The sequence below is a fragment of the Curtobacterium sp. PvP017 genome, from assembly GCF_054060195.1.
The window spans coordinates 510,282-523,783 of record NZ_JBSSCY010000002.1 but is presented as its reverse complement, the minus strand read 5'-3'; the positions used below and the strand labels follow the sequence as shown (position 1 = coordinate 523,783).

At 71.7% G+C, this 13,502-nt stretch carries 10 protein-coding genes; 2 read left to right on the top strand and 8 right to left on the bottom strand.

Annotation, left to right across the window (positions count from 1 at the left end; translation table 11 throughout):
* The 4 genes from rpsI to truA form a co-directional block, all read right to left on the bottom strand.
* Positions 1-486, bottom strand: coding sequence for a 30S ribosomal protein S9 (gene rpsI / locus ACVKXF_RS06590; protein WP_111083442.1), 486 nt, complete (start codon positions 484-486; stop codon positions 1-3).
* Positions 487-523: 37 nt separating this feature from the next.
* Positions 524-970, bottom strand: coding sequence for a 50S ribosomal protein L13 (gene rplM, locus ACVKXF_RS06585; RefSeq protein WP_071259898.1), 447 nt, complete (start codon positions 968-970; stop codon positions 524-526).
* Between the two features lie 257 nt (positions 971-1,227).
* Complete coding sequence (locus tag ACVKXF_RS06580) at positions 1,228-4,311, bottom strand: ExeM/NucH family extracellular endonuclease (protein WP_456795235.1); 3,084 nt, start codon at positions 4,309-4,311, stop codon at positions 1,228-1,230.
* Between the two features lie 81 nt (positions 4,312-4,392).
* Positions 4,393-5,247, bottom strand: a complete 855-nt coding sequence (truA, locus tag ACVKXF_RS06575) for a tRNA pseudouridine(38-40) synthase TruA (RefSeq protein WP_456795234.1) — start codon at positions 5,245-5,247, stop codon at positions 4,393-4,395.
* Between the two features lie 90 nt (positions 5,248-5,337).
* On the opposite strand from truA, the gene ACVKXF_RS06570 reads away from it, so the two are divergent.
* Together ACVKXF_RS06570 and ACVKXF_RS06565 are read left to right on the top strand one after the other, a co-directional pair.
* Complete coding sequence (locus ACVKXF_RS06570; RefSeq protein WP_456795233.1) at positions 5,338-6,336, top strand: DrrA family ABC transporter ATP-binding protein; 999 nt, start codon at positions 5,338-5,340, stop codon at positions 6,334-6,336.
* Positions 6,333-7,166 (top strand): ABC transporter permease, encoded by an 834-nt coding sequence (locus ACVKXF_RS06565; protein WP_456795232.1) that lies wholly within the window; start codon positions 6,333-6,335, stop codon positions 7,164-7,166. Before ACVKXF_RS06570 ends, ACVKXF_RS06565 begins: the two co-directional genes overlap by 4 nt.
* Positions 7,167-7,175: 9 nt before the next feature.
* On the opposite strand, the gene ACVKXF_RS06560 is transcribed toward ACVKXF_RS06565, so the two are convergent.
* The 4 genes from ACVKXF_RS06560 to ACVKXF_RS06545 form a co-directional block, all read right to left on the bottom strand.
* On the bottom strand, positions 7,176-10,382 hold the full coding sequence (locus tag ACVKXF_RS06560) for a BTAD domain-containing putative transcriptional regulator (RefSeq protein ID WP_456795231.1): 3,207 nt from the start codon (positions 10,380-10,382) through the stop codon (positions 7,176-7,178).
* A 40-nt stretch (positions 10,383-10,422) separates the two neighbouring features.
* Positions 10,423-11,541: an FUSC family protein gene (locus ACVKXF_RS06555; RefSeq protein WP_123311752.1), complete on the bottom strand. Its 1,119-nt coding sequence runs from the start codon at positions 11,539-11,541 to the stop codon at positions 10,423-10,425.
* Between the two features lie 160 nt (positions 11,542-11,701).
* Entirely contained in the window at positions 11,702-12,271 is a 570-nt protein-coding gene (gene rplQ, locus ACVKXF_RS06550; protein WP_456795230.1) for a 50S ribosomal protein L17, read from the bottom strand.
* Positions 12,272-12,334: 63 nt separating this feature from the next.
* Complete coding sequence (locus tag ACVKXF_RS06545) at positions 12,335-13,330, bottom strand: DNA-directed RNA polymerase subunit alpha (protein ID WP_071259847.1); 996 nt, start codon at positions 13,328-13,330, stop codon at positions 12,335-12,337.
* Positions 13,331-13,502 lie beyond the last annotated feature (172 nt).

Genomic DNA, 13,502 nt, shown 5'->3' with positions numbered 1-13,502 from the left:
CTAGCGCTTCGAGAACTGCGAAGCCTTGCGGGCCTTCTTGAGACCGGCCTTCTTGCGCTCGATGACGCGGGCGTCACGGGTGAGGAAGCCGGCCTTCTTGAGGGTCGCGCGGTTGTTCTCGCGGTCGATCTCGTTCAGGGTGCGGGCGATGGCGAGGCGGAGTGCGCCGGCCTGACCCGAGGGGCCGCCACCGGTGATGCGGGCGACGACGTCGTACGAGCCGAGGAGCTCGAGGACCTTGAACGGGTCGTTGATGAGCTGCTGGTGCAGCTTGTTCGGGAAGTAGTCCTCGAGCGAGCGACCGTTCACGACGAACGTGCCGGAGCCCGGAACGAGGCGAACGCGCGCGATGGCTTCCTTGCGGCGCCCGACGGCACCGCCGGAGACGTTGAGGATCTGACGGGGAGCGGCCTCGGCAGCGGCGGGTGCGCTCTCCGTGGTGAAGCTCTCCGGGGTCTGGTCGAGGGAATCAGCGATCTGAGCCATGAGTTTCTCTATGTCCTTGAAGTCGTCGTGGCCGGAACTACTGTGCGACCTGGTCGAAGATGTACGCCTTGGGCTGCTGCGCGGAGTGCGGGTGCTCCGCGCCGGCGTAGACCTTCAGCTTCTTGAGCTGCTCGCGACCGAGGGTGTTCTTCGGCAGCATGCCGCGGATCGCCTTCTCGACGGCGCGGGTGGGGTGCTTCTCGAGCATCTCCGGGTAGGAGGTCGCCGTGAGGCCGCCCGGGTAGCCCGAGTGGCGGTAGTAGACCTTCTTCGCGAGCTTCGAGCCGGTCAGGGCGACCTTGTCGGCGTTCACGATGATGACGTAGTCACCCATGTCCATGTGCTGGGCGAAGGTGGCCTTGTGCTTGCCGCGCAGGAGCGCCGCGGCGTGGGTGGCGAGACGGCCGAGGACGACGTCGGTGGCGTCGATGACGATCCAGTCGTGCTGGACGTCTGCCGGCTTCGGTGAGAACGTGCGAGTCACAGGAGTGCTGCTTTCGTGTCGAGGTGAGGAGTCCGTGAATCCCACTCCGGTCGGGGTTCCCCGCGGCAGAAGCCGGCGGAACGCCCGGGTGGAGGGCTCATCTGACTGTCCGGCGCGCGTGGCGCACAGACCAAGGTGAGAGCCTAGCGGATCCGGGTCGCGTCGGTCAAACGCAGCCACTGCCGGACGGGAGGCCCGTGACCGCCTGGCCACGGGCCTCCCGTCCGACCTGCACTCGCGCCCACGGCGCGTGGTGACTACGCGGCGGCGGTTGCCGCCCTGCGGCGACGCACGATCACGACGCCGGCACCCGCCGCGAGCAGCAGGAACGCGACCAGCGCTCCGGCACCGAGCCCGGAAGCACCCGTGAACGCGAGCTGTCCGTCCGCCGTGATCGTGATCGGGGTCCAGCCGATCAGGCTCCCGTCAGCAGCCGTCACCGCGAGCCGGTGCGCACCAGCGGGGGTGTCCGAGGGGATCGTCACCCGCACGGTGCCGTCGGCCGCGACCACCGCGGTCCCGATCAGCGTCGGGGTCGAGAACAGCCACACGTCGACCGTGTCACCGGCAGCCGCCGAGCCGACCGCCACCGTGATGGTCTCCCCCGCACGGGCCGTCGCCGGGGCGGACACCCCACCGCGGTTCGCCTCGGTCAGGAGCGACTCGGACGGCGCCGCCGGGCCAGCCGGCGGGGTGATCCCGTCGACCGGCGGCACCGGCGTCGGAGTCGGGGTCGGAGTCGGAGTCGGCGTCGGCGTCGGCACCGGGGTCGGGTCCGTCCCGGGGTCCGTGCCCGGGTCGGTCCCCGCGGCGTCGAGGTCGAAGCCGACCAGGATCGGGTCGTGGTCGCTCGCGCGGAACACGTCGTCGGTGTACAGGTCCGACGCGTTGTAGTTGTAGCGGCTGTACTCCAGGCCCACCGACTCGACCGAGTTGATGTTCCAGATGTCCACGCCCGTGACCGTCTCGGCAGCGGCGGGTGAGGCGAACACGTGGTCGAGCGACCCGCTCAGGCCGGAGAACACGTACGAGTACTCGGTGGCGTCGAGCGCCGGGCCGAGGTCGGTGTAGCCGGCGTCGTCGAGGACGACCACCGGGTCCTCCTTGCTGTAGGCGTTGAAGTCGCCGAGCATGAACACCTTGTCGGTGCCGTACTGCGCCTGCATGTCGGTGGAGAAGGTCACGAGGGCCTTCGCCTGCCGCACCCGGTCGGCGTTCGAGGCGCCCTGGCCGTCGCCCTGGTCGGCGTTCTCGCCGGTCCCGGAGCCCTTCGACTTGAAGTGGTTCGCGATCACCAGGAAGTCGTCGTCCGCGGTGCCACCGACCGGGCGGAACGCGTCCGCGACGGGCTGGCGGGCGTTCGTGAAGGCGTCGTCAAGCAGGATCGTGGACTCGCCGACGGGTGCGACGCGGTCCTGCTTGTAGATGAGCGCGAGGCGGATGACGTCCTCGCTCGCCGGCACGGTCGCGGGCGACTTCGCGTACGCCCAGGTCTCCTCGCCGGTGGCGGCGTTGAGCGCGTCGACGAGGGTGGCCACGGCGGCGTCGCGGTCCTGGCCGAAGCGGGCCGAGTTCTCGATCTCCTCGAGCGAGACGACGTCGGCGCCGAGGCCGTTGATCGCCTTGACGATCTTCACCTGCTGACGCAGGAAGTCCTCTTCCTCGGCAGCACCGCGGGCGTCGCAGCCGGAGTTGACCGTGACGGGGTCGCCCGCGCGGTCGGTGTAGTACGAGCAGCCGGTGAGCTGGTCGCCGGTGGTCGGGAAGTAGTTCAACACGTTGAACCCGGCGAGCTTGAGGTCGCCGCCGACGTCCTGCGGCTTCGCCTGCCGCACGGTCGAGAACGACGCGGGCAGGTCGGCTGCCGGGGTCGCGCCGGTGATCGGCGCGGTCGGCTGGAACTTCCACCCGCTGTTGCGGTAGTCGAGGACGACCGGCTGCGAGAACGTGGCGGTCGCGCCGACGGTGACCGGGCCCTGGGTGAGCCACGACACCGGGATGCCCTGGTTCGCCTTCGTCAGGAAGTTGGTGCTGGCACCGTCGTCGAGCGTCACCTTGCGCGCGGCGTTCGACGCCGCGACGGCCTTCGCCTCGGCGCTGCCCGGACGGCCGACCTCGGTCGGCTGGACGAGCCGGCCCGCACCGCTGGCGAGGACGACCTCGCCGTACTGGTTCGTCGTGTAGTTGTCGGCGACCGTGTAGGAGCCCTGCGGCGCGATGAGCATGCTCTCGAGCGACTCCCGCTGTGCGTCCGAGGACGGGAACGCGACCGCGGCGGGCTGCGGGGCGACGACGGTGTCGGCGAGCTTCTCGAAGGACGCCGCGCTCGACACCGTGAGCTCGGTCAGGCCGAAGTACTCGGAGACCGCTCCGGTGACGCGCACGTGGTCGCCCTCGGCCACCAGCCCGGCGGTCGCGGACGAGAAGACGAAGACGGCGTCCGAGGCCGTGTGGGTACCGAGGTCGATCGCGCCGCCGGTGCCCGGGGTCTGGATCGTGTAGCCGTTGAAGCCGCCGGACGCGTAGACCGCGGTGACGACGCCGTCGGTGGTGACGGTCTTGCCGGCGTAGGGCGAGGTGTCCGTGGTGCCCTGCAGCTGGGCGATGGTGACGGCCTCGGCGGGCGCGCCGGGGTCCGTCGGCTCCGTCGGGTCGGTGGGCTCGGTCGGGTCGGTCGGCGCGGTCGTCGCACCGGCGGCGTTCCGCGGCGTCAGGGTCGTCGTCACCGAGAAGTCCGCGCCGTTGTCGTCGGTGTCCGTGGTGCCCTGACGCACGAGGCCGTTCGGCACGCCGTTCGCGCCCTCGACGGTGCGTACCGTGCCCTCGTACGTGTTCGAGGCGCCGTAGCCGAGCAGGTCGACGACGCCCGCGGTACCGGTCGGCACCGGGCCGGCGGCGAGCGCCAGCGGTGTGGCGGCGTTCGACAGCACGATCGTGCCCGTCGTGCCGGAGGGGTTCAGCGACGCGGTGTCGTCCGCCGTCGGCAGGTCCGCACCGACCGCGGTGGCCCCGCCGTTGCCGGCCATCGACACCAGGAAGGTGCCCTCGGCCGGGACCGTGCCCTCGAGCGCGCTCGTCGAGAAGGCGCCGGTGCTCGTCGCCGAGCGGTACTGCAGCGACCAACCGTCGAGTGACACCGGGGCGTCGGTCGGGTTGCCGATCTCGATGAACTTCTGGTTGTAGAAGGCGCCGTTGCTGCCCGCCTTCAGGTAGGCCTCCTCGATGACGAGGCCGCTCCCCTCCGGGTTGGCGGTGGCGGCGGTGACGGTGACGAGCGGGGCGGCGAGGAGCGTCGCGGCAGCCGTGGCGCACAGCAGAGTGCGCCCGAGGAGGTTGGGCATGTCCGCACGCTACCGACCTGCGGAGTCCCTCAGGTTGCGTCGAGGTAAATGATTGCGCTCGGCAACATCAGGGACGGGTGCTCACTCGCGCCGCGCCCGCGTCTGCTCCGCCCGCCCGGCGAGCTCCCCGTCCGCCGGGTACCCGACCTCGGTCAGGGTCAGCCCCTTCGCCGGCGCGGTCTTGAACGCGCTCGTCCGCGTCTCGGCGACGCGGAGCTCCTCGAGCCGTTCTGGCCCGAACCGCCCCTCGCCCACGGCGATGGTCGCCCCCACCATCGCACGCACCATCGAGTGGCAGAAGGCATCGGCCTGGAGGCGCGCCACCAGCACGCCGTCCGGCTCGCGGTCCCAACGGAACTCCTGCAACGTCCGGATGGTCGTCGCGCCCTCGCGCGGCTTGCAGAACGTCGCGAAGTCGTGCAGCCCGAGCAGCCGCAGCGCACCGCGCTCCATCGCTGCCGGGTCGAGGCTCGCCCCGTGCCAGACCGTGTGCCCGCGCCGACGTGGATCGCGCGGGGCGTCGACGTCCGCGATCCGGTACTCGTACCGTCGCCAGAGCGGCGAGAACCGGGCGTCGAACCCGTCCGGCGCGAGCGAGGCCCGGGTGACGACGACGTCTCCCTCGGGTGCCGCGATGCCGTTCACGCGTTTGACGAGTCCGTCGAGCGGCGAGCGCCCCGAGCCGCGCTTGGCGCTGAGCGCGTCCCACTGCTCGGCGGACAGGTCGAGGTGCGCGACCTGTCCGGTGGCGTGCACGCCGGCGTCGGTGCGTCCGGCGACGGTGAGCAGTGGCGGCTCGCCCCACCGGGTGAAGACGGTGGCGAGCGCTGCCTCGAGCGCACCCTGCACGGTCCGCAGGCCGGGCTGCCGGGCCCACCCGGAGAAGGCAGCCCCGTCGTACGCGATGTCCAGCCGCAATCGCACCGTTTCGCTCACGTCCCCACGGTAGCCATGTCAGCGCCACGTCAGTGCCGCGTGAGCGCCCCGCGGCACCATCGTCCTCGACATCGACGAAAGGACATTTCGATGACCACGACACCGCTCGCGGTGGAGGCCTCCGGCCTCGTGAAGACCTTCGGGACGAACCGCGCAGTGGACGGTGTCGACCTCCGCGTGGAGGCCGGCACGGTCTACGGCGTGCTCGGTCCCAACGGCGCCGGCAAGACCACCACCATCTCCATGCTCGCGACCCTGCTCAAGGCCGACGGCGGCGAGGCCCGGATCTTCGGGCACGACGTCCGGCGTGAGGCGCAGACGGTCCGCACCCTCATCGGGGTGACCGGTCAGTACGCCAGTGTCGACGAGACGCTCAGCGCGACCGAGAACCTGGTGGTCTTCGCGCGCCTGCTCGGGCTCTCCCGCGCTGACGCGAAGCGCAAGGCCGTGGAGCTGCTCGAGCGCTTCGGGCTGACCGAGGCCGCATCACGCCCGCTCAAGAACTTCTCCGGTGGCATGCGTCGCCGGCTGGACCTGGCCGCGAGCCTCATCGCCCAGCCGCCGCTGATCTTCCTCGACGAGCCCACCACGGGGCTCGACCCCCGGACGCGTGCGCAGATGTGGGACACCATCCGCGAGCTGGTGGCGACGGGGTCGACCGTGCTGCTGACGACGCAGTACCTGGACGAGGCGGACCAGCTCGCCGACCGCATCGCGGTGATCGACCACGGCAAGGTGGTCGCCGAGGGCACGAGCGACGAGCTGAAGGCCTCGATCGGGAGTTCGTCGCTGCAGCTCCGCCTGACCGATGTGCTCCGGCTCGACGCCGCGCGCACGATCGTGCGGAACACCCTCGGTGTCGACGCGGTGGCCAGCCCCGAGGGTTCGCGCCTCACCGCAGCGATGTCGGACCCGGACCGTGTGACCGACCTGCTCGTGTCGTTCCGCGAGGCCGGCATCACCCTCGCCGAGATGAGCGTGCAGAAGCCCACCCTCGACGAGGTCTTCCTGACCATCACGGGTGCTCCGGCGACCACCGACGACGACACCGACAGCACTGACCGCGAACTCGCAGGGAGCATCGCATGACCACCATCACCACCCCCACGGGCACCGCTGCGCCCCGGGTCACCCCACGCCCCGGCGTCGGTGCGACCGGTCTCGGCGCCACCGTCCGGCAGTCGCTCACGATGGCGTACCGCGGCCTGATCAAGGTCCGGCGCACCCCGGAGCAGCTGTTCGACGTCACCCTGATGCCGATCATCTTCACCGTGATGTTCACGTACATCTTCGGTGGCGCGATCGCCGGTGACGTCGCAAGCTACCTGCCGATCATCATCCCCGGCATCCTCGTGCAGACGAACATCACGTCGTCGATCGTGACGGGCGTGCAGCTGCGCGAGGACATGGACAAGGGCGTCTTCGACCGCTTCAAGTCCCTGCCCATCGCCCGGATCGCCCCACTCGCGGGTGCGTTGCTCGCCGACACCGTCCGGTACGCGATCGCCACCACGATCACCTTCACGGTCGGCATCATCATGGGCCTGCGTCCGGCCGGCGGCTTCGGCGCGGTCGTCCTGGCCGGGTTGCTGGTCATCGTCGTCGCCTGGGCGATCAGCTGGATCTTCGCCTACTTCGGCGTCGTCGCGCGGACGGCGTCGAGCGTCTCCGGCATCTCCAACATGGTGCTGTTCCCCCTCACGTTCCTGTCGAACGCGTTCGTGCCGGCGGACACCCTGCCGGAATGGTTGCGCTGGTTCTCCGAGGTCAACCCGATCTCGCACCTGATCACGGCGGTCCGCGACCTCGTGAGCCACGGCACGGTGGGCGTCGACCTCTGGATCAGCCTGCTCGGCGCAGCCGTCGTCGTCGCGGTGTTCGCACCGCTGACGGTCCGCGCGTACATGCGGAAGGCCTGACGGGCGCCGTCAGCGCACGCGGAACCGCAGCTCCTCGAGCAGGAGCCGCGCCTGCGAGACGGCCTCGGCCCGGTTCGATCCGGCCGAGGCCGTCTCGGCGTCCGCCGGCACCGTGGCGCCGAGGGTGTCGGCCAGCACCTGCCGCATCCGTGCGTGTGCGAGCACGCCGAAGTCCTGCCGCGAACCGAGTCGGATCGCCAGCCCCCAGCACCGGGCGGCGTGCTCCCGCTGTCCGTCACGGGCGGCGGCGAGCGCCAACCCGAGCAGGGCGGTGCCGATCACGGGCAGGTCCAGCCACCACGGGTGGACGCGCAGCATCACGAGCGCACCGACGCGCAGGCGTCTCGCGACCGCCACGTCGTCGACCGGGAGGCCCGGGACGGCTCCGTCGGACCGGCGCACCGCCGCCTCGTCCCGCGCCGCGATCCGCGCCGAGCCCGCCATGAGCGTCCAGTGGGGTGTCTGCTTCCGCAGGGGCAGCACGGAGTCCCACGCGCGCGCGTACTCCGCCGCCGCGTCGTCGAGGGCTCCCTCCCAGCGCGAGCACTCCGCGCCGATCGCCATCGCGAGGACACCGATCTGCACCCGGTCCTCGTCGAAGCCGCCGCGGGCCTCGACCGGCCGGTGCTGCAGGTCGTCGGCGACCTGCCGGGCACGGACGACGTCGCCGGTGCTCGCGGCGCAGAGCCCGACGGTCCAGCCGATCTCGTACAGGTCGTCGTCGGCCCCGAACCGTTCGAGCTGTTCGCGGGCGACCTCGGCGGAGCGCAGGGCGTCGGCGTGCCGGCCGGTCTGCGCCAGGAGCTGGGTCATCGTGACGGCGATCGACCCGGTGGTCCAGGCGTCGTCACTCGTGCGCGAGAGGGTCGCGGCGCGGGTCGCGTACCGCAGGGCGTCGGCGGACTCCCCGTCGTTCTCGGCGAGGGGCGCGCTGAGCATGTTCGCCAGGCAGGCGACACCGGGCTCCGGGTCGTCGCGGTAGCGGGCGAGCAGGGTGTGACCGTCGGCCGGTCGCCCCAGGGTGAGCAGCAGGGCCGCCTGGGCGTCGAGCACGGCGAACCCGGTGGTGCCGTCGCGCATCACCCGGCGCAGGGTCGACACCGCCAGGGCAGCGGTCCGCTTGTCACTGAACGCGGACGACCCGCCGGTGACCACGAGCCCGAGCACGGTCGCGGCGCGGTCCTCGGCCACCGGTCCGGTACGGCGCAGGACGGGGACGGCCTCGGGGCCGAGTGCGACGACCTCGCCGTGCGCCCCGCGCAGCGACCAGTAGCCGCCGAGGGCCGCGAACAGGTGCGCGACCGCCGAGGTGTCGTCGGCCGCCAGGCTCCAGCGGAGCAGGGTGACGAGGTTGTCGGATTCGCGGGCGACCTCACGGAACCGGTCGAGCTGTGCGGCACCCGTGATCGTGAGCAGGTTGCGGTCGGCGGCGAAGTCACGCCCCCAGCCGATCATCGCCGTGCGGACGGCCTCGGTCGCACCGCGCGCCTCGAGCCGGGTGGCCCCGAACTCACGCACGGTCTCGAGCAGCCGGTACCGCACGGGCTCGCCCTCGTGCTCGACGAGCTGCACGAGCGACTGTTCCACGAGTTCGGCGAGGTCGTCGAGCGCGTCCGCCCGGCGGTCCGGAGCGGCGACGGCCTCGACCGCGTCGACCGCGAGCCCGTCCGGGAACAGTGCCAGACGCGTCAGCAGGTCCTGCGCCCCGTCGTCGAGCAGGCGCCAGCTCCACTCGATCACGGCGAGCAGGGTCCGGTGCCGCTCCGGAGCGCTCCGGTCGCCCCCACGCAGGAGCGCGAACCGGTCGTCCAGTCGGCGCTCGATCTCGTCGGCACTCATGCCGCGGATCCGAGCCGCCGCGAGTTCGATGGCCAGTGGCGAGCCGTCGAGCCGCGTGCAGATCCGGCGAACGGCGTCCACGGGCAGCACGGCTCCGGGTCGTGCGGCCCGCGCCCGCTCGGTGAACAACCGGACCGCGGCGCCGTCGGCCTCGACGGGCAGCGGTGCCAGGGGAGCCACGACCTCACCGGCGATGGCGAGCGGGGCGCGCGAGGTCGTCAGGATCCGCAGGGTGGGCACGGTCGCGAGCAGGTCCGCGGCGAAGGCGGCGACCTCGGCCACCAGGTGTTCGCAGTTGTCCAGGACGAGCACGGTGGGTCCGTCGGCGAGTGCTCGCACCACCCGGGTGCGCAGGTCTGCGGCGACGGCGTCCCGGAGCGACCGGGTGGACCGGAACTCGGCGATCCCGAGCAGTGCTCCGAGTGCCGGCACGACGTCGTCGCCCGTGGCGAGCGGCGCCAGCTCGAACACGACGACGCCCTGGGTCGGCGGCAGGTCGGCTGCGACCGCCTGTGCGAGGCGGGTCTTGCCCAGCCCACCCGCACCGAGGATGGTGACCAGCCGCCCCGTGGAGAGCAGGTCCGCGACGGCGACGAGGTCCTCCTGCCTCCCGACCAACGTGTTCGGCGCGGCGCGCAGCCCGATGCGCCGGACGCTGCCCGTCGCGGGACCGGACCGGCGCAGCAACTCGGCGTTGAGGCGGACCAGGTCGGCCGAGGGATCGGCGCCGAGTTCGTCGGCGAGTCGGTCGCGGTGCGCCGCGAAGACGGCGATGGCCTGGCTCGTGCGGCCGGCCGCGGCGAGGGCGCGCATCGAGCCGGCGACCGCGACCTCGTCGTAGGGGTCGGCGGCGGCTTCCGCCGCCCAGAGTTCGGCGGCCTCGTCGGCGTGGCCCTCGTCGAGCAACGTGCCGCCGAGCGCCCTGCGGAGCGTGCGACGGATCGCTGCGGCACGGTCCGTGAGCGCCGCACCCAGGTCCCCCTCGACGTCGGCGCCCGGATCGCCGCGCCAGAGGTCGAGTGCGGCGCGGACCGCTGCCGGTCCCGCGACGCCCGTGGCACGCTCGGCGCGGGCGAGGTCGACGTCCTCGGGGTCGCCGCCCAACGCGTACCCGGTGCTCGTCGACACCACGAGGCCCTCCGCCACGCTCCGGCGCAGACGCGACACGAGCGTCTGCAGCGCCGCGCGGGCGCCCCGCGGCTGCGCGTCCGGCCAGAGTTCCTCGATCAGGGATCCGGTGGTCAGGGCGTGGCCACGCGCGAGCACCAGTGCCGTCAGGAACGACCGTGCGAGCGCGCCCGGCACCGCCGTCTGCTCGCCGTCCGCACCCGTCACCGTGACCGGTCCGAGGACGGCGATGCGGGGTGGGACGGTCACGGTGCGAGTCTACGGAGCACGGGTCGTGCCGGATCCCGTGTCAGCCGCGCGGACGGTGGAACGCCGACGGGCCGGTGCGGGTGTCGAGGTTGTCCGTCGCGCGGCGCTCGGACTCCACGATGCCCCGCAGTGCCACCAGCGCCGACGCCGTCACCGCGACGTGCGAGGGGTTCTCGCGCGAGGCGTCGAGCGCGTGCTCAAGCCGCTCGATCGCCTCGTCGCCCTCGTCCTCCGGGCAGTCCCCGCGGATGACGCATGCGAGCTGGCGGATCGCAGCGGCCAGCGGCTCCGTGAAGGCCGGGTCGGGCCGGCCGAGGTTCGAGGAGACCGGACCGGACCGCGCCACGAGCTCGGTGAGGTCGGTCGTGTACCAGGCGACGCGCTCCAACGCGCGGAACCGGGCGCCGTCCTGCTGCAGCCGCGCGCGGGACCCGCGGAGCGCCCCACGCGGGTTGATCTTCCGGCTCTCGTGGGCGACGGACACCCGCGCGCGCACGTCGGCGATCGCACGGTCGAGCTTGTCCTGCTGCCGGTTCCAGGCGTCCTCGTCCCGCTTGCCGCTCTCCAGCACGTCCGCCAGGCCTTCCAGGTGCGCGGCCAGCACGGCGTTCACCTCGTCGATCCGGCGCTCCGCGTCCCAGAAGTGCAGCGGCGGGAACACCAGGAAGTTCACGAGCAGGCCGACGACCACGCCGATGCCCATCTGCACCAGGTACCCGAACGAGTAGCCCTCCGCGTTGGCCCCGCCGACGAGCAGCACGAACAACGCCGCCGTCGAGACCCAGGTGCTGCCCTCGCCGAGCACCCGGAACCCGCCGACGAGCACCCCGATGCCGACGGCCAGGGCCACGGCGAGGATCCCCGGGTCCCCCACGAGCATCGTGAAGCCCGCGACGGCGATGCCGAGCAGGATGCCGACGAGCGTCTGGATGCCGTTCCGCAGTCCGGCGTAGACCGTCGTCTGCATCGCGACGATCGCCCCGAGGGGTGCGTAGTAGGGGTAGTCGGACGCGACCCCGGGCACGTGCCTGGCGATGACCCAGGCCAGTGCCGCGGCGCCGGCGGCCTTGGCTGCGTGCAGCAGTCGCGGCTGCGTGCCGGACGTGCGGCTCCACCGCCATGCGCGGCGACCGACTCCCGCGATGTGTTGGAACTCCATGTGGTGACTCTCCCTGTCGGGCGGACACGCTACGGGGCGCCCACTGGGAAGGCGACGGTCCTGCGTTCTCCGGACGTCGGGGCGGCTGACGGCCCCTCCCGGACACGACGAAGCCCCCACGACCTGGGTCGCGGGGGCTTCGTCGTGGTGACGCGGGGTGCTACTTGGCGTCGTCGCTCTTCTCGGCGGCGTCGGCCTCGACCTCGGCAGCAGCCTCGGTCTCGGTCTCCGACTCGACCGGAGCGGACTCCTCGGTGGTCTCGGTCTCCTCGACCGGGGCCTCCTCGGTGGTCTCGTCGGCGGCCGACTCCTCGACCGGAGCGGCGGCGGCCGGAGCCGCGGTGCGCTTCACCGGCGCGGGCGTGCCCGAAACCGGCTCGAGGACGAGCTCGATCGACGCCAGCGGGGCGTTGTCGCCCTTGCGGAAGCCGAGCTTCGTGATGCGGGTGTAGCCGCCCTGACGGTCCTCGACCTGCGGGGCGATCTCCGTGAACAGCGTGTGCACGACGGACTTGTCGCGCAGGGTCGCGATGACCCGACGACGAGCGTGCAGGTCGCCGCGCTTCGCGAACGTGATGAGCCGCTCGGCGACCGGACGGAGGCGCTTGGCCTTCGTCTCGGTGGTCGTGATGCGACCGTGCGTGAAGAGGGCGTTGGCGAGGTTGCTCAGGAGCAGGCGCTCGTGAGCGGGACCGCCACCGAGGCGGGGGCCCTTGGTGGGCTTCGGCATGTCAGTTCTCCAGTGGTGAAAGTGGTGCGCGCGGTGTCAGCGCGCTTGCGCGTGAGCGCGAGATCAGTTGTTGGACTCGTCCTCGTCGTACCCGCTGTAGAAGTGGGCGCCGTCGAATCCGGGGACGGTGTCCTTGAGGGACAGGCCGAGCTCGGTGAGCTTGTCCTTGACCTCGTCCACCGACTTCTGACCGAAGTTGCGGATGTTCATGAGCTGCGTCTCCGACAGGGCGACGAGCTCGGACACCGTGTTGATGCCCTCGCGCTTCAGGCAGTTGTAGCTGCGGACCGACAGGTCGAGGTCCTCGATCGGCGTCTGCAGCTCGTTCGAGAGGACGGCGTCGACCGGCGCGGGGCCGATCTCGATGCCCTCTGCGGCCGTGTTGAGCTCGCGGGCGAGCCCGAACAGCTCGACCAGCGTGCGACCGGCCGACGCGATGGCGTCACGCGGCGTGATCGCCGGCTTCGACTCGACGTCGACGACCAGGCGGTCGAAGTCCGTGCGCTCACCGGCACGCGTCGCCTCGACGCGGTAGGTGACCTTGAGGACCGGCGAGTAGATCGAGTCGATCGGGATCTGACCGGCCTCGGAGAACTCGGAACGGTTCTGCGTGGCCGAGACGTAGCCACGGCCACGCTCGATCGTGAGCTCGAGCTCGAACCGCGCGGTGTCGTTCAGGGTCGCGATGACGAGTTCCGGGTTGTGGATCTCGACGCCGGCCGGCGCGGAGATGTCCGCTGCGGTGACCTGACCGGCACCCTGCTTGCGCAGGTACGCGGTGATCGGCTCGTCGTGCTCGCTGGAGACGACGAGGCTCTTGATGTTGAGGATGATCTCGGTGACGTCTTCCTTCACACCGGGGACGGTGCTGAATTCGTGGAGGACACCGTCGATGCGGATGCTGGTGACAGCCGCGCCGGGGATCGAGGAGAGGAGCGTGCGGCGCAGCGAGTTGCCGAGGGTGTAACCGAAGCCCGGCTCGAGCGGCTCGATGACGAAGCGCGAGCGGTGCTCGGAGATCGACTCCTCGGTCAGGGTGGGGCGCTGTGCAATGAGCACTGTGGGATTCCTTTCGGCGAAGTGTCCGCTATATGACACTTGGCGGTACGACGGGGCCGCGTGGGCCCCGACGGGTCTGTTGAGTTGTGATCACGCGCACCGATGTGCGCGATCGAACGACCAGGAATGGCCGCGGGCCCTGCCCGACCCCGTCAGGGGACGAGCAGGGCGC